15 protein-coding genes are annotated in these 17894 nt (G+C 31.7%); 4 read left to right on the plus strand and 11 right to left on the minus strand.

The features are described from left to right. Nucleotides 1–13 precede the first annotated feature (13 nt). The 4 genes from MST30_RS01295 to MST30_RS01310 form a co-directional block, all read right to left on the minus strand. Nucleotides 14–1741, minus strand: a complete 1728-nt coding sequence (locus MST30_RS01295; RefSeq protein ID WP_243472604.1) for a TonB-dependent receptor — start codon at nucleotides 1739–1741, stop codon at nucleotides 14–16. Between the two features lie 21 nt (nucleotides 1742–1762). Continuing rightward, entirely contained in the window at nucleotides 1763–2290 is a 528-nt protein-coding gene (locus tag MST30_RS01300; RefSeq protein WP_243472605.1) for a T9SS type B sorting domain-containing protein, read from the minus strand. A 55-nt stretch (nucleotides 2291–2345) separates the two neighbouring features. Further along, the gene (locus tag MST30_RS01305) at nucleotides 2346–5369 is read right to left on the minus strand and encodes a tetratricopeptide repeat protein (RefSeq protein WP_243472606.1); all 3024 of its coding nucleotides are present in this window, start codon (nucleotides 5367–5369) and stop codon (nucleotides 2346–2348) included. Nucleotides 5370–5486: 117 nt separating this feature from the next. Further along, complete coding sequence (locus MST30_RS01310; RefSeq protein ID WP_243472607.1) at nucleotides 5487–7079, minus strand: right-handed parallel beta-helix repeat-containing protein; 1593 nt, start codon at nucleotides 7077–7079, stop codon at nucleotides 5487–5489. Between the two features lie 98 nt (nucleotides 7080–7177). Here MST30_RS01310 and MST30_RS01315 point away from each other — a divergent pair, with 98 nt between their 5' ends. Genes MST30_RS01315 through MST30_RS01325 form a run of 3 tightly spaced genes read left to right on the plus strand, consistent with a single transcriptional unit; the run spans nucleotide 7178 to nucleotide 9693 of the window. Beyond that, a complete protein-coding gene (locus tag MST30_RS01315; RefSeq protein ID WP_243472608.1) occupies nucleotides 7178–7861 on the plus strand; it encodes a cell division ATP-binding protein FtsE in 684 nt (227 codons plus the stop codon). 3 nt (nucleotides 7862–7864) lie between these two features. Continuing rightward, nucleotides 7865–8755, plus strand: a complete 891-nt coding sequence (locus MST30_RS01320) for a glycosyltransferase family 2 protein (RefSeq protein ID WP_243472609.1) — start codon at nucleotides 7865–7867, stop codon at nucleotides 8753–8755. Next, nucleotides 8755–9693 carry a glycosyltransferase family 2 protein gene (locus tag MST30_RS01325; RefSeq protein ID WP_243472610.1) on the plus strand — a complete coding sequence of 313 codons (939 nt, stop codon included), beginning with the start codon at nucleotides 8755–8757 and terminating at the stop codon, nucleotides 9691–9693. Before MST30_RS01320 ends, MST30_RS01325 begins: the two co-directional genes overlap by 1 nt. Here the strand turns inward: MST30_RS01325 and MST30_RS01330 are convergent. Both MST30_RS01330 and MST30_RS01335 read right to left on the minus strand, forming a co-directional pair. Further along, nucleotides 9676–10074 carry a sugar 3,4-ketoisomerase gene (locus tag MST30_RS01330; RefSeq protein WP_243472611.1) on the minus strand — a complete coding sequence of 133 codons (399 nt, stop codon included), beginning with the start codon at nucleotides 10072–10074 and terminating at the stop codon, nucleotides 9676–9678. The genes MST30_RS01325 and MST30_RS01330 overlap by 18 nt on opposite strands. A gap of 14 nt (nucleotides 10075–10088) precedes the next feature. Then, nucleotides 10089–11180 (minus strand): glycosyltransferase, encoded by a 1092-nt coding sequence (locus tag MST30_RS01335; RefSeq protein WP_243472612.1) that lies wholly within the window; start codon nucleotides 11178–11180, stop codon nucleotides 10089–10091. Nucleotides 11181–11217: 37 nt separating this feature from the next. On the opposite strand from MST30_RS01335, the gene MST30_RS01340 reads away from it, so the two are divergent. Next, on the plus strand, nucleotides 11218–12351 hold the full coding sequence (locus tag MST30_RS01340) for a glycosyltransferase (RefSeq protein WP_243472613.1): 1134 nt from the start codon (nucleotides 11218–11220) through the stop codon (nucleotides 12349–12351). On the opposite strand, the gene MST30_RS01345 is transcribed toward MST30_RS01340, so the two are convergent. Genes MST30_RS01345 through MST30_RS01365 form a run of 5 tightly spaced genes read right to left on the minus strand, consistent with a single transcriptional unit; the run spans nucleotide 12348 to nucleotide 17866 of the window. Continuing rightward, a complete protein-coding gene (locus tag MST30_RS01345) occupies nucleotides 12348–13181 on the minus strand; it encodes a phytanoyl-CoA dioxygenase family protein (protein WP_243472614.1) in 834 nt (277 codons plus the stop codon). The two genes, MST30_RS01340 and MST30_RS01345, sit on opposite strands and share 4 nt — an antisense overlap. Continuing rightward, nucleotides 13174–14469 carry an O-antigen translocase gene (locus MST30_RS01350; RefSeq protein ID WP_243472615.1) on the minus strand — a complete coding sequence of 432 codons (1296 nt, stop codon included), beginning with the start codon at nucleotides 14467–14469 and terminating at the stop codon, nucleotides 13174–13176. The genes MST30_RS01345 and MST30_RS01350 overlap by 8 nt, the downstream gene beginning before the upstream one ends. An 11-nt stretch (nucleotides 14470–14480) precedes the next feature. Then, entirely contained in the window at nucleotides 14481–15788 is a 1308-nt protein-coding gene (locus MST30_RS01355) for an O-antigen translocase (RefSeq protein ID WP_243472616.1), read from the minus strand. Continuing rightward, nucleotides 15789–16892 (minus strand): DegT/DnrJ/EryC1/StrS family aminotransferase, encoded by a 1104-nt coding sequence (locus MST30_RS01360; protein ID WP_243472617.1) that lies wholly within the window; start codon nucleotides 16890–16892, stop codon nucleotides 15789–15791. Beyond that, the gene (locus MST30_RS01365; protein ID WP_243472618.1) at nucleotides 16889–17866 is read right to left on the minus strand and encodes a GNAT family N-acetyltransferase; all 978 of its coding nucleotides are present in this window, start codon (nucleotides 17864–17866) and stop codon (nucleotides 16889–16891) included. The genes MST30_RS01360 and MST30_RS01365 overlap by 4 nt, the downstream gene beginning before the upstream one ends. Between the last annotated feature and the right edge of the window lie 28 nt (nucleotides 17867–17894).

Raw genomic sequence — 17894 nt, forward strand, 5'->3', positions numbered from 1 at the left:
TAATTGTTTAAGATTAAAAATCAAATTGATACGTAGCTCCTGCTAAAAACTGAATGCCTTGAACAGGGAAGTTTAAGTAACGCTGGTAATCTTGATTAAGGATGTTATTTGCTTTTGCAAATACAGATAACTGGTCGTTAATCTTATAACCTACATGTGCATTAGCATCAAAATAACTATCTAAAGTTATAACAGGACTAGGATCTTGTGGCAATAATGTAGCTACCAAATCTTGTTGATCTTTTCGTTCTCCAACATAAATGGCACTTGCACCTGCGTACCATTGTTCAGATATTTGTAAATCCATAAAAATAGAACCTGTTACATTTGGCAGATTCCATGGTTCGGCTTCGTTATCCATATTGTAATTAAAATACTCTCCTTTAAAGCCAAGCGTAAAGTTTCTATCTACATCAATGTTTAATTCACCAGCAACAGAAAAGGTAGTAACATCATCATACACTACACCAAATGAATTACCATATTGGTAATCTTTTGAAGCATCTCCTCTGGCATCATTCGCTTTAAAAAGTGCTTTGTTTTTCTCAGCATAGTAATTTCCTTTCACATTATAACTCACATTATTAGACAATTTTCCTTTTAAACCTAAAAAGCCTTTATAAAGCTGATCAGTTGGAGCCACAAATAATGTAGGAGACACAAACGGATTCTCAGTAGCAAAATCATAATAAGAGTTTTGTTGTAATTGGCCTGTAATTCCACCATAGGCAATTAAAATTTCGTCAACCAAGCGATACGACGCATCAATATTTGGATAGATAAAAAACTTGTTATCGCTAAACTCAGTATCATTAAGGTAGACTAACCTTACTCCTAAATTTACCGTTAAATCATCTTGAGTTAACTGATAGGATGGTGATAAACCAACAGTTACATTTCCATAGTTTATTTTGCCTAAATCATAATAATCCATATCAAAACTTCCACCTATATAATCTATATAAAGCTCGGTATTAATCGTTTCACCTTGCACAGGAATATCAAAACCTGCCTTGGCTACAAATCGGTTTTCACCAGAATCTTGATTATCGCCAAATCGTCTAAAACGCACACTACCATCGTTGATAATAGCATCCTCAAAATTAATTTTTCCACCTAAATAAAAACTATTAAACGTGTGACTAGAATCTATCATATCAGCTTCCGTTTGTCCAAAGAAATTCTGTGGCAAACCATACCAGTTGTAAGTCATTAAGTCGAAACCTCCATCTACTTTCCACGAAAAATCTCTTAACTTTTGAGAATAATGCGCATTTAAATGCGTGGTAGAAAAATCGTCATCTAACAATAAATCTTCAATTCCACCTTGAGAAGAATGATGACTGAAATAACCTCCAACATTTTCAGAATTACTTAGCTCATGATTAAGATATACTTCCCCTAAAATTGAAGTATAAGTACCCACTCCAAGCGATGCATAATTATCGTATAACTTAACGTCTTTTGCTTTATCAACCGTTGCTGCTTTACCTTTTGCAGGCGTGAAAGTTGAAGCCACAGGAATAGAAAAAATATTGTACTTCACCTCTTTTTTCTTTACCAAATTAGAGTCTTGTAATTTTGGAGTATCCTTAATTTTAAAGGCATCTGAAATTGTAGGTTTGTAAGGTGTTACTACATTTACTACCTGATCATCAATAGTGTCCTTTGCTCGTTCTTGAGCTACTATTGATAAACTGCTTGATATGGTGATTATAAAAATTAAAAACTTGATTTTCATATTTAATGTTTTGATTGAATATTATAATAAAAAAGGATCAAATTCACTTGCTGCCACACAAGTTGTAAACTGTCCTTCATATTCTGGAAGGTCATCAATATTATAAGGCTTTATTAAACAGAAAAAACCATTATTAACGTAGGTTTGTTCATTTTCAACGACAATAATATAACGATATGTTCCCTCTGGAAGACTTGTTGAATTTGGATTATCTGGAAAAATCACACCATTTTGCCCATAACCTGTTTCAGAAAATACAATTTCATCATTCGAATTAAATATTGTTACCTGATTATTAGGGTAGAATTGAATATTAGTGGGAAAAAACCTATCATTAATAGCATCACCATTTACTGTAATTACTTCATGAGGTACAATTTCACCTAAAGATTCATCTAAGTTATTAACGTCTAAATTATCTAGTGAGGTATTTCCACAGCAATCAAATACTTGCTCTTCTTCTTCATTATTATTGTCTTCACAAGACATGAAAGAAAACATTGCTGTTAATAGCATTAAAAGTGATATGTAATTCTTAAAGCTTTTCATAGCTAAAATATTGGTTTTGGAAAGCCGATTTTGAGATTCCTGCCTACGCAGGAATTTAGTTATCATCAGTTTCGATTGATGAATTTGTTTTAGCTTCTTCGGTTTTAATCTTGTTAAGTTCTTGTTGTGCTTCTTGTACCACATCATCAAACTCTGGGAAATTAGAAATCACACTTTCTAAAATATAATTCGCCTGAAACGCATCACCCAACGCATAGAAATTCTTCGCCATAACTACCAAACCTTTAGCACTATAATATTTGTAACTGCTATAATCCTTAGCTAATTTTTGAATGGTTGTGTTTGATGCTTCATACTTACCTTCCTTATTTTTAAAATACGCATTGTAGTATAGAGCTTCTGCTGCAACGCTTCCTGTTGCGATTTTTTCTACATCTGCATAAGCTGTTTTTGCCTTATCCTCGTTTCCTGTTTTTATAGCAGAACGTGCAATAATGATCTTAGCATCACTCTTCACTTTTGTATCTAAGTTAGAATTTGCCAATACCTTTTCGGCATAATTTTCAGCAGATGTATAATCTTCAGTTTGGTAGTACGCATTCATTAAGTTAGACTGCGCATACAACACATTCTGAGGATAGTCTGCTTCAGCTTCTAAAGTTTTTAAAACTGGAATCGCCTGAGACCAGTTAGAATCATTCAAGTAAATTTCACAAAGTTTCACTGTTGCCTGCTCTGTATATTCACTTCTTGATGCATCAACAACATACTTGTAATGTGGTTGAGCGGTTTCAAATAAACCCTTTTTGTAATATAATTGTGCAATGTAGAAATGCGATTTTAACGCATGAATACCATTAGGAAACTGATTTAAATATTTATTAAACTGACGAATGGCATTCTCAGTATCGTTTTCTAAGTATGGCTTTTCGGCTGCCAAATACATAGTATTATCCAACTCTACATCAGACACCTCAACATAATCTAAAGATTTAACCCAAGCTGCATACTCATCTACACGACCCAAATCTATATAGATTAAACGTGCTGTAGATACTGCTTGAACAGCTTCACCAGAATTTGGAAAATCGGATGCTACTTTTTTAAACTTAGTTAATGCACGCTCATTATCATTGGCATTGTAATACACCAAACCTTGACGTAATAAAGCTTTTGAAGTGAAAGCACCACGTTTGTATTCCGAATTTAATCGGTCGTACATCTGCATCGCTTTATCGGTCTCGTTAGACTTCACATAAGAATTTGCTAACTCGTACATAGCATCGTCTCGCAATGCTGATTTAGGATATGCTTCAATAAATGAATTTAGCTCAGAAATTTTTGTAGATCCTTTGCCTAAATAGCCATTACTCATCGCTTTTTGAAACGCTGCATAGTCGGTTTCAATTTCATTAATCTGAATGGCTTTATCGTAAGCATTGATAGCATTTTGGTATTTACTAGACACAAAATAGCCATCTGCCAATCTTAAATAAGCATCGTTTCGTCGTGGTCTATCGCTAGAATTTTTATCAATAAATTTTTGAAAATAGGTTGATGCGCTTGTATAGTCTTTCAATTTGAAATACGTGTAGGCCAAATTGTAGTCTAAGTTTTCATTCTCAGATAGTCCTGAAGCTTCAGACATGCCTGCAAATTGTTTAAATCCAATTAAAGCATCGTTATAATTTGTTAAATTATATTCAGTTTCAGCTTTCCAAAAGGTAGCTTTAGCCACAAAAACAGGATCTCTAGGTTCTTTTAAAGAGTTATTAAATAACTCCAAAGCCTCGCTATACTTGGTTTCATTATACAATTCAATTCCTCTTAAAAAAGCTACTTTTTGATAAGCCACTTTGTTTTCAAAACTGTTTTTACCTTTTAATAACTCTAAGGCTTCCTTGTAATTTTTTGATGTGATGTATGAATCAATCAGTAAAGTTTCTATTTCTTCTCTGTAGCTTGTATCTGGATATTTATCTAAATAACCTGCTAATACTTGCGGTACAGATTGGTAAGGGTTACCAATTTCGTAACTAATCTTAGCATAGTTTAACCAAGCATCTTCCTGAATTTTTAAATCATAATCCATTTCAGATGCATTTCTAAAAGCGTTTAATGCTTCTTGTTTTTTCTCTAGGTTAATGTAACTTTCACCCAAATGATAATAAGCATTTTGTGCAACAGAGTTGTTACCATCTATAATTTTATTGAATTCTGAAATGGCTTTTTCAAAATCATTTTGCTTGTAGTAAGCATAACCTATTTGGTAATAATCTGTGTTGCTCCACTTTCCTTTTTTGCCTTTATAAGCTTGAAGATAAGGAATGGCTTCTTCGTATTTTTCTAGATTAAAATAACTTTCACCTATAATTTTATTGAGCTCAGATTCTTCTTCACCTCTACTGCTTGGTAATTGTTCTAAAGCAAGTTCTATGGCTTTTTCAAACTTTCCTAATTTAAAGTTTAAATCGGCTTGATAATACGACAGCTTTTCTTTGTACTTTTCATTATCACTCACCTGATCGAAATACTCATTTGCCGTATCGTAATCATCGCCTTCATAAGCCATGTAACCAATGTAATACTTGGCTTGCGAGCCATATTCCTTAGAATCTGCAACACGGTTAAGGTACTTTGTTGCTTCTTTTTTGCTATTTGTAGAATATAAGGTGTAACCGTAATTAAAATTGAAACGCTCGCGCTCAGTACGTGCTATGCTAGACTCATCCACTTTTTGATACCATTTGCGAGCATAGGCGTATTTACCATTTTCAAAATAGTAATCTGCTACATCCAAAAACGCTGTGTTTCGCTTTGTGCTTGTTGGGTATTCTTCAACAAAATCTGTTATAAGATCATCTGCATTTCGTTGATTTAATCGTACAGCACAATTGGCAATGTAATACGAACAGTCTGACTGTAAAACAGCATCGTCTGTGTTGTATTTAATATCGTCAAACAGGGATTGTGCCGCTTTGTATTGTTTGTTATTGTATAAGGTTAATGCCTTTTGGTAATCTTTTAACTCACTTGTATAAACCGCAGATTTTTGAGCAAATCCCAGCATTGAAAATGTAAGGAAAACGATAAGTAATTGTCTTTTAAAAAGTAGCATTAGAGTCGTTTTTTGATTAATATTTATTGATGATAAATTATCACTATTCAAATATAATTGAATACAAAATTTATAACGATAGAAAACCTGTATAATTATAAACCAGCTTATGAAATGTTAAAATAACCATCCGAAGAGCTGTTTGAATACATTTCTTTTCTGTTTTTTTTCCTCAAATACAATTCTATAAACCCCAAAATTATCTACCGATTTTATGGCAATTGTATTATGCAAAGGCTTTTCAAAAGCTTTTAAACCCATAGGAAAAGTAATTTTTTTATCCTTAGAAATTGCTCCTGATTTAACAACTTTATTTCTATTCTCTACATCATAGATTTTAAAAGAGGAACCTTTTTCAATATCATGATTGCTAAAGTCAACAGTTACATCATTGCCATTTTTTTCTAACAAAGCAACATTGAATTCATTAGGTTTTGAGCTTAGTTTTTGAATCTTTAAAACTGGTTTAATTTCAAAATCTTTTAGAAGTTTCCATTCACTTTCTTTATCGACATCAAAGGTATTTTGCCATTCTGATAAAGTATAATCTTTATGTTTTAATATTCTGAATCCAGAATTTTTTCTTGTATAATATACATTATGGTTTAAGTTAATTTTTTTGGCTTCCAAAGCTTTAAAACTAGACTTTTTAAAATGAACATAACCAGAATACACAATATTGTTCCTTAACTCCGCTGATTTAATATGTAAAAGATTTAATGCATTATTTCTTCCAATAATGATGTTGTCTAATATCGAAATATTTTCCACAAGTGCTTTTGAAATATATCCAAGCGTAATTGAACTACCATGTCCAAAATTTTTAAAATCATTAAAGTCTGTATTATGATAAAACACATTATTGTTAACCTTGACATTTTTAGCAACGTTAATTCCTTTAGCATCACCAGATGCTATTATTAAGTTGTCCCATGGCCTTCCAGAAGGTGAGCCATTATTAAAAACAATATTATTCACAAAAGACACATTCTTCACAAACTCTTTATTTGTTACAGAAGTGGCTGACCATACCTCAATACCTTTGTAATAATTGTTAAAAATTATGTTATTCCTAATTATTCGAAATTTTTCATCCTCATTCTGTACATAAATACCAACTCCATGACCTCTCTTACCTTGATAGCCATTATTATAAATAGTACAATCTTCAATTATACTTTCGCCTGTTAGCTTCCAAGAACCAATTCCGGAACCTGGATTGTTATATATTCTCAAATTTTGAAATTTTGCAACTCCAGAAAGATGATAAATCCCAGTACAAGATTTAAAATTACGATCACTTTCATTTCTAGAATAATCACCTAAAAAAGTAACTTCAAAATTTTTAAAAATCACCTTATCACCCTTAATTTCAAGGACTTGCTTAACACTACTCTGTATATTACCATTGAGAATTACCAAATCGTTTCCAAATCCCGAAACAGATATATACTTTTTGTTTGTAGATTTTAATTTACTCTTATAGCGTCCGTTGTAAATTCCTTTATGCAGCCAAATAATATCGCCTCCATTAACACGTTCTGAAGATTGAGATAATGCAGTTTGCAAATCCCATGGGTTATTGAGGCTTCCATCTCCATTTGGGGAACCTTTAATTTGACTATCATCTATTGGAAAAACATGAAACTCCTTTTGCGCAAAGCAAAATGCCACAAAAAATAGAAATATGAAGCTAACTGATTTTCTCATAAGTTTGAGTTTTCAATTACTATGCCAAGCTATAAATAGCATTTGGGAATTGAAATTTTACGCCATACATTTACAGATACTAAATTTATAGAAAAAATATGTCCGAAACTGTTTTACAACTTAAAGATGCAACAATATATCAAGGTGGCAACATGGTATTAGCCGATGTTAACTTTGAAATGCAAAAAGGTGATTTTGTGTACCTTATTGGTAAAACAGGAAGCGGAAAAAGTAGTTTTATGAAAACCCTTTATGGTGATTTAGAGTTAACAGAAGGTGAAGGCACCATTGTAGACTTTAACTTAAGAACCATGAAGGAAAAAGACATTCCGTATTTACGCAGAAAACTAGGAATTGTTTTTCAGGATTTTAAGTTGTTACCAGATAGAACTATAAACGGCAATCTTGAATTTGTTTTAAAAGCTACTGGTTGGAAAGACAAAGACAAAATAAAAGAACGTATAGAGAAGGTTTTGGACAAAGTAGCCATGAAAACCAAAGGCTTTAAATTCCCACACGAGCTTTCTGGTGGTGAGCAACAGCGTATTGCAATTGCAAGAGCCTTGCTTAACGATCCGGAATTAATTTTAGCCGATGAGCCAACAGGTAATCTAGATCCACAGACCAGTATTGAAGTTATGGAAGTACTCCAAGACATTAATAAAAATGGCAATACCATTCTTATGGCTACACACGATTATGCTTTGCTTTTAAAATACCCAAGTAAAACCTTAAAGTGTGATGAAAACAAAGTTTTTGAAGTGGTGCAACGAAAGAGTTAATTTATGCTCTCAATTCTTATTCCCACATACAATTACAATGTATATCCTTTAGTTAAAAGTTTGCACGCGCAAGCTATAGAAGCCAATATTATTTTTGAAATCTTATCTAATGATGATGGTTCAAAATCAGCATTAAACCTAGAAAACCAAAAAATAAACGATCTTGAACATTGTTCTTTTTTTGAAAATGAAAATAATGCTGGTTTAAGCAACAATAGAAATGATTTGGTTGAAAAATCTAAATACGAAAATCTCCTTTTTATAGATGGTGATTCCGTGGTTATAAAACCAACTTTTTTGTCAGATTATTTAAAATCTATATCAGAAGATTTTGATGTTGTTTATGGTGGTAGAGTACATCCTGAAAGTGTTGAGAACGACAGAAAATTGCGGTGGAAATACGGAAAATTTAGAGAAGACCGTACAGTTAAACAACGAGACAAATCCATTTATAAAAGTGTCCTTTTTAACAACACCTTGATAAAATTACACACCTTTAAAAAAATAGGTTTTGAAAAATCCTTGATTAAATATGGCCATGAAGACACTTTGTTTGCCTACCAACTAAGCAACATAAAAGCTAAGGTAAAGCACATAGACAATCCTATTTTGCATGGAGATGTAGATTTAAATATAGTCTATATAGAAAAGACCAAAAAAGCCTTAAACAACCTTAACTACATATATAAGTCTAAATTAATCGCACCAGATTTTATAACGTTTTTAAATGTATTTTTGAAACTAAAACAATTTGGACTAAACTATCCTTTAGCTTTTACTTACAGGTTTAGCAAGTCTTTTTTTGCAGTAAATCTTAAATCTAAGCATCCTTCGCTCATAGTTTTTGACTTGTTTAGATTAACGTATTTTTGCCACATTAATCTTAAAGAATAATGGCTTTTTTTTCAGTTGTAATACCGCTTTACAATAAGGCAAACTATATTGCCTCAACACTAAAAAGTGTTTTAGACCAAACTTTTACCGATTATGAAGTTATCATCGTTGATGATGGATCTAAAGATGAAAGTGTAAAGGTTGTTGAAACCTTTACTGACCCAAGAATTAAGCTCATACAACAGCCCAACAAAGGTGCTTCAGTAGCACGAGCTAATGGGATTAAAACTGCCAATGGTAAGTATATAGCTCTATTAGACGCTGATGATGTATGGAAACCCAATCATTTGAGTGCGCTAAAAGAAACTATAGACTGCTTTCCTTATGCTGTATTGTATTGCACCAATTATAATATTAAAAGAAGTAAAGACTTTACAACACCAGCCGTTTTTAATTTTAAGTATAAAAGCGAACCTTTAATTATCGAAGATTTTTTTAGAGCCAACGTTATTAATTATATTCCGAGCTCTTCGTCTTCGTCTTTCAAAAAAGAGGATTATTTTAAAATTGATGGCTATAAAGAAGAATTAAAAACAGGTCAGGATATAGATCTTTGGGTGCAATTTGCATTGTTTGGCAGAGTAGCCTTTAACCCTAAAGTTACTATGGTCTATAATTTTTTTGATACCTCTAGCCTATCCAACAGAGATTATAATGATTCGCGTTATGAGTTTATCAATAGTTATAAAAACGAAGAGCAAAAAAACCCTTCGCTAAAATTTTATATGGATATTAATAGACATGCTCTTGCCATACGTTATAAATTGCTAGGTAGCGATAACTCTAAAGTAAAACAGCTAAAAGCAGACATTAAAAAAGAAAACCTCAATCTAAAGCAGCTAATAACACTTTATTTGCCCAGAACGCTTCTTCTTTACCTTAAAAATCTTCATGCTTTTTTGATTAGACATAAGATTTACCTATCTGCCAACAAATAATTTAAATTCTTCGTAATCTCTTATATATTCGGCTTCGTTAAACTCTGTTGAAGCCAGAACTAAGCAAACAGCACCAGAAGAAAAATTTTCAATTTCTCTCCAAACGTTAGTAGAAATATATAAACCCATGTTTGGTTTGTTCAATAATGTTCGCTTTTCATTAATGCCATCATTGGTAATTACTTCAAAACTTCCGCTTAAGGCAATAATTACAGACTCTTGTTCTTTGTGTGCATGTCCACCTCTGTAACTATCGCTTGGCACATCGTACAGGTAGTAAATTCTTTTTATACCAAACGGAATGGTATTATTCTCTACCACTGCAAGACTACCACGATGATCGTGTACCTTAGGAATATTTATTAATGAAATATTTTGCATTAGTTTATCTTTTCTTATTGAAGAATGGCTTTCCATTGTTTGCCTATATTTTCTTTAGACAAATGCTCCACACTAGATTTTGCATTTGCTTTGCATCGTAAATATAAATCTTTATCCTCTATCATTCTATTCATTGCTTTTGCAAAGGCTTCAACATTATGATTTTCTACCAATAATCCGTTTTGCTCATTAACAATTACTTCATTGGGTCCAGATTTACAATCTACAGAAACCACAGGAACTCCAAGAGCCAATGCCTCTGGTATCACCATCGGAAACCCTTCGTATCTACTTGTTAATACTGTAAACAAACTATTTTTCACTAATGGATAAGGATTCTTTTCGAAACCATGAAAGACAATAAAATCCCTAACACCTATCTCATTTACATATTCTATTAAACTCGCTTCATCTGGCCCACTTCCTAATACTAAAAGTTTTATGTTACGGTCTGCTATTTTTGATAATTTGTAAGCATCAAAAAGTAGTTTTAAATTTTTGTGCTCATCATCTAACCTACCAAAATAAGTAATATAAGTAGTTAAACCGTTATTTACCTCTTGTTCAGCACTTTTGCAAATACCTTCAAAATCAAAGCCATTATATATTGTTTCAACATCATTAAGTGCATAGGCCTTTTTATACTGGTTTTCTGCTGCTTTAGAAACAGCTACCATTTTTTCATTCTTGTACAAAAACTTATTTAATCTTTTATAAGGGGTAAATGCTTTTTTATAATTAAAATTATGCAAAACATAAATAACAGGTATCTTATACACAAACTTAGTTATTATAAATTCTCTGTAAGCTTGCACTCTCGGTCTACTATCTATAACAATTTCAATATCTTTTTCTTTTAGATAATTTTTAAAAACAAAAAGGCGTTTAATCCTTCCTAAAAAAGAGTCGTCATTAGCCTTTAACTTTCCTAAGTTTAATAGTTGTCCTTTATAGGGATAATCTACTATATCTAGAACAGTAACGATATGCACATCGTAACCTAAGTCGTAAAGTATTTGAGATAATGTTGCAGATGAACGCTCAGCTCCACCACCACCAAGTGCGTAAACTATAATACATACTTTTTTTGTGCTCGTTTTGTTCATTTACAACTATATTTGAGGAACAAATGTAATGATATAAATGAAGATTTTGCTTGTTGGTGAATACAACAGAACACATTACAATTTAAAAAAAGGTTTAAACGAACTCGGTCATGAAGCTCTTGTAATTGGCACAAGAGACGGTTTTAAAAAGGTTGATGTAGATATTGAAATCAACAACCCTTTTAATTCTTTTTTACTCAAAAAAACCAGAGTCTTTTTTTACAAATTCTTCAAAACAGATCTACTTTATCATTATACAAAACATAAAATAAAGTCCAAAAAGCACTTACTTTCTAACTACGATATTGTACAGTATATTAACGAAAGCCCGTTTTTAATAGATCGCAAAGGTGAACTAGCTATTTTTAAGCTACTAAATTCTTGGAATAAAAAAACTTTTTTACTCTCTACTGGCACAGATTATATAAGTGTTTCTTATGCTTATGACAAAAAATTCAGATATTCTATACTAACACCTTACTTTGAAGGTAAAATATCTGATAAAGATTTTAGGCCTACGCTTAATTATTTATCTCAATCGCATAAACCATTACACGAGTATATTATCTCTAAAATTTCTGGTATAATTTCTAAAGATTTAGATTATCACATACCATTACTAGGGCACCCAAAATATTTAGGCATGATACCTCATGCAATCGATATTGATTCCTTACAATACAAAAAGCCAATAATTGAAGACAAAATCATTATTTTTCATGGCATTAACATGAACAACTACTACAAAAAAGGTAATGATCTTTTTGAGGCTGCTTTAGAAATTATTTCTAGAAAACATAAGGATAAGGTAGACATTATTGTAGTAAAAAATCTTCCGTATAAAGCGTACATAGAGAGTTTTGATAGAGCTCATATATTATTAGATCAGGTCTATGCATACGACCAAGGTTTTAATGCTCTAGAAGCTATGGCAAAAGGGAAAGTTGTGTTTACTGGAGCAGAGCAAGAATGGCTAGAATATTACGATGTTAAGGAAGACTCCATTGCTATTAATGCACTTCCTGACCCAAAACATATTGCAAGCAAACTAGAGTGGCTCATAGAAAATCCTGAACTGATTGTTGAAATTTCTAAAAATGCCAGACAATTTGTAGAAGAACATCACAATTATGTTGATTGCGCAAAAGCATACATAGAAAAGTGGTCTTAACCTTTTACTTTAGGAAATCTAAGCTCTAATGAAATTCTTGTGATATCTGTGTTTTGATTTACCGCAGAACCGTGTATTAAAAATGGCGTAAAAAGCAAAGCTTCTCCATCTTTAGGGTTAGGTCTTATCATTTTTAATGATCCCGACTTTGTTTCAAGAATACATGGTACATAATACACATTACCATTTATTTTTGCTCCTTTACTTTCAGTTCTTAATATTTCATTTTCTGGTAGCAAATGACTGCCTGGCAAAACTGGTAATGAAGATTTTTCGTTACATCCTTCTATGGGTAACCAAACATTTATAATGTCTTCCCAGTAACTCAGGTAACCGTCTCTATGTGGTGGATTTATATCCAACGTATTTGGTCTGCTTATTCTAATCTGAATATGGGATTTTTGAAGTTCTTCTACCCAAGACGTTAATTTATAACCCAATATATTTCCAAATCTTTTTGCTAAAAGATCTATATCAAAATCAAAATCTTTTGTTTCTAAATTTCGGGTAATGGAAATAACCTTGTTGTGCAATTCATTGGTAGAAACATATTTGTGATAATCCTTTAACTCAAACTCAGTCTCCTTAACCTCAACCTCGTTTGTTTTTAAAGCTTCTAAAATAATCGTTCTAATAGATTCTTTTAGATTTGCAAACTCATCTCCTTCAAAAGCTCTAACAACATTAAAGCCTCTGTTTTGCCATGGCATCTTGGATATAACACTACCGTTTTCCTTATAAAGTAGCTCATTATTTCCCCAAAAAAAATCACCTTCTACATTAAACTCAAAAGGTTCTCCATCTATATATAAACTGCAAGTCTTAATCATTGATTGTGTTTTCTTTTTGTTTATTAAAATACATTTTAATAACAATTACAACCATTACAAAATATATTATATGCCTAACGAAGTGAGCCAACACTACACCTTCTATACCATAATACTGAACAAATATCTTAGATAAAAACAAAAATAATCCCATAGATATCAATTCTGTAATTATAAAACTTTTCACCATTCGCTTTGCCAAAAACTGATGTGCCAAAACTAAAGATCCTAATCTTATAAAATCTCCTAAAAGTTGCCATTTAAAGAGCGGCTCCATTCCCGTAAAATCTGGGTAAACAATTTGTATAATAAAGTTTCTAAGAACATAGACCAATAGCATTCCCAGACCAAATATTGGTAAAATTGTTTTGTAAATTTTTATAACTTCTTTCTTAAAATCTACCTTATTGGTTATACCAGCAAACTTAGGCAAAACATAAAGCGTAAATAACCCTGAGGCAAAAACTATATAGTTTTTGGAAATAAAGGTTACGGCAGTCCAATAGCCTGCTTCATCGACTCCCAAATCGTCAGCAATAAATGTTCTTATATCTAACTCTACATAGTTTAGTAATAATGTAGACACAAAAGACATTAGCGTAAATGCTAAGAGCTTGTTTTTGTATGAAAAATTAATTTTTAGAAGTTGAAATGGAATAATGGTTTTTAGAACTTTACCAAAAACAAGTATCAATACCGACAACTGAATAATTGGAGCTATTGCTATTGCAATAATTACACCTCTGAGACTATAGGTATATAAACCCATTAAAAGTGCGAGGGATGCTAACAGATAACTTATGAGTTCTATTTTAGCATAACTTTTATAGTCTGAAACTCCATTTACAACACCACCTATCATTCTATTAATAGCTAAAAAAGGCACCACAAATGCCAATAACTTAAAAACATAACTAAACGAAGCGGAAGCAAACAAATACTCTGAAAGATAACGTGCACCAAAAAACAACACAACTGCAGAAACTAATGATCCTAAAAGAAGAAAAATTGAAGCTGTAGAAAAGACCTTTACAAGCTCTGGTTTATTTTGCCTAAACTCAGCTACATATTTTACAACTCCATTAAAGGTACCCAATGTAGAAAAACTGGTAAGCATACCCATAACATTACGAATCTGACCAATACTAGCTATCCCAGACTCCCCAAGTACAATAGCCAAAAACCTCTGTACAAAAACGGAAACTATTAATCTAACCGTAATGACAACCGCATTAAGCGACGTAATCTTAAGCACAATATTATCTCTAATAAATCTAGGAAGTTTCATGCTTAATGCTTTTAAAAATCGTCTACCACCTCATCGTTTATAACTCCAAATAAAGAACTACCAAAAATGAGCAGAACAATACCAAAATGCATTAAATAACTCAAGAAATGACCCATCACAGCACCCTTTAGACCAAAAGCATCAATAAGATATATGCTTGAAAAATACATAATGACGAATAAAAAGATTTCTATGATTATAAAATGCGTAAACATCTTTTTTGCTAAGAATTTATATGCAATAACCATAGACATAACACGCATAAAATCTCCTAAAATTTGATAGCCCATTAAATCTTCTACGGGTCTAAACTCCTCAGTAAATAATAGATTTATCAACAGAGTTCTACTGAGATAAATTATGCCTAATATAATAGCAAAAATTGGCAGTACAGTTTTATAAAAACTGAAAACCTCTTTTCTAAATTCACTTCGAGATTTCAACTCTGCAAATCGAGGTAAAATATATAATGCCATTAAAGAATTGATAAACATGAGATAGTAATCCGAAACTCTTGTTACCGCTGTCCAGTATCCTGCTTCTTTAATTCCTATTTCTGAAATAATATAATTTCTAATTATTATGTAAACTATTGGCAATGCTATAGATGACACCAATGCCATAATCATGTTAGGGCTCAAATTCCTAAGTACAGAAAATTGAATATCTGTTATATTTATAAAGGACATTAAATTTTTTCTGAATGCAACTCCTACAATTGTTATAAGAAGGTTAAGTGCTGGTGTAATTACAACTGCAATTAATGCTCCATCGATATTTTCTTGCTTTATTAGAAGTAAAGTGACAAGTAATCCTAAAATTTGACCTGTTATATTTATAACCAATAAAATCTTATACTTAGAGAAGCCATTCATTATGGCAAATACAAACATATTTAGTGCATAAAACGGAAGCACTATCGCCATAGTCTCTATAACATAGACATAGTTATTATTAAAGAAAATCAACTCATTAACAAACTCTGCATTATAGTAACATAGAAAAGCTAATATCAGAGATAAGAAAAAACCAAAATAAAATACTGTTGATAGTGTATGTGTTAACTCAGTTATATGGTTTTTATACTTTGCTATAAGTTTAACAAAACCGTTATAAAGACCTGCAATGGATATAGACTGTATGGTACTTAAAAAATTTCTTAAATTTCCTATAAGCGCCATACCTTCAGGTCCAATAAACAAAGCTATAAACTTTGATATAAGAATACCCGCAAGAATCTTAAGACTAATATTGGCTGTATTAAGACTCGCAGCTTTTACTAAAACTTCATTATTTATGTAGTGAAAAAACTTTTTCAATTAATAAGTATTTATAACCTTAATCACAGTATTTACCTCTTGATCAGTTAATACCGGACTTATTGGCAAACTTATAATTCTTTTATGAATTTGTTCAGTTATAGGCAATTTTAAATGTGAAAATCTTTGTAATGCCATTTGTTTGTGTGGTGGAATTGGATAATGAATAAGCCACTCTACATCATTCTTATTTAAATGATTAATAAAATCATCTTTATTTTCTACCTCAACTACGAACGCATAAAAAACATGATTTTTTGACTCGTCATATAAGGGTAAACTCAATTTAGGATTTTTAATTTCCTTGAGGTAATGCTGCGCTATATACTGTCTTCTTGCATTATCAGAATCTAAAGTTTTAAGTTTCACACTTAAAAAGGCAGCTTGTAAATCGTCTAATCTGCTATTATAGCCAATAACCTCATTTTTATATTTTACTTTGCTTCCATAGTTTCTTAATAAAGAAATTGCCTCAAACAATTCCTCATCATTGGTTGTTACAGCACCACCATCTCCTAAGGCACCAAGATTTTTACTTGGATAAAAACTAAACGCTGCTGCATTTGCTAAATTTCCAGCTTTAATATTTTCAGAATTAGAAATGGCACCATGCGCTTGTGCTGCATCCTCAATTAGTAATAAATTATGTTGCTTTGAAATAGTTTTTAAACTTTCATAATCTGCGAGTTGCCCATAAAGATGAACCATTATTATTGCTTTTATATCTTCTGTAAAAGCACTTTCAACCTCGTTTATTGAAATGTTATAGGTTTTAGGATTAGGTTCTACTAACACAGGTTCTAAATCAGCATGAATCACAGCCAAAATTGTAGCAATAAATGTATTAGCAGGCACCATGACCTTGTCGCCTTTTTTAAGTTTTCCCGTTTCTATGTATCCTTTTAAAATAAGTGTTAAAGCGTCTAAACCATTGGCTGTTCCTATACAATAATCTGTTTCGCAATAGTGAGCAAATTCAGTTTCAAATTTCTTAACGTTAGGACCAAGAATGTAATACGAAGTATCTAAAGATTTCTCAAATGAAGCTTTTAGCTCTTCTCTAAATCTATTGTTGATTTTATGTAAGTCTAAAAAAGGAATCATACGTATAGGTTCTCTAGGAGTTTATGGTTTGCTGTGTTGATCATGTAAAATCCTTGAGTGATAGAACGTGCGCCAAAGCCTTCTTTCCAATACTGTAAACCTTCATTAATATGTTGTCCGTTATCTTCATTAGAAATCCCAAAATTAAAATACATCTTATCCGTAAAAACATCTTCTAAAAGGTAATGATGCAAAAAATCTAAACTTCCCAATGTGTTCTTATCTGCATTACCAGAAATATATTGGCTGTGTGCCACATGTTTTGTTTCAAAAATTGTTGTACCTGCTACTATTTTATCTTTAAGATAAACGTTAAACTGCCTGATTTTATTTGGAAATCTAGATTTTAAAAGTTGAATTTCTTCTAAGCTATGAACTGGTTTTACATCGTGCCTATCATCTAGATTTGGTATCAAAATTTCATTCCAAAAACTTTCAAAATCGTCTGTTTCTCTGACTGTAAGATTGTTTTTTAAGCCTCTTTTATAACCGTTTTTTCTACTTCTATTATAACTTTTGAATTTTAGTTCTAATGTAGAATGCATATCCATACGCTGCAATTGTGCCTTAAGTTTAAAACACAAATAAGCTAGTAGATTATTAGTCTGGTTACCCAAGAAAACGAAAGGTAATTCTTTTATCAAGAGTGTTTTAATTCCATTTTCATCCAGAAATTCTAAAACTGTTTTTAAAATGTTGATCACCTCTTGACTCTTTAATCTCGATTTATATATCAATCCACCATAAGTCAATCCTTGATGAGAATACACAGCATCACCAACCCTGTTTGCTGGCAATAATGCCATTAACTCATCTTCTTCATAAATCATCAATGAAAAATCCTGAAATCTATCGCTGTGATAGTCCATAAAATCTCTGAGGAATAGAAATGTTTGCTGGTTGCTATCCGAGAGAAAGGTATTCCAGTTTTTTTTCGATTTTGATTGATATAATTTAATATCAAATTGTTGCATTTAGCTAAGATATATGATTTATTTCTAC

This window comes from Winogradskyella sp. MH6 (genome assembly GCF_022810765.1).
Lineage (GTDB): Bacteria > Bacteroidota > Bacteroidia > Flavobacteriales > Flavobacteriaceae > Winogradskyella.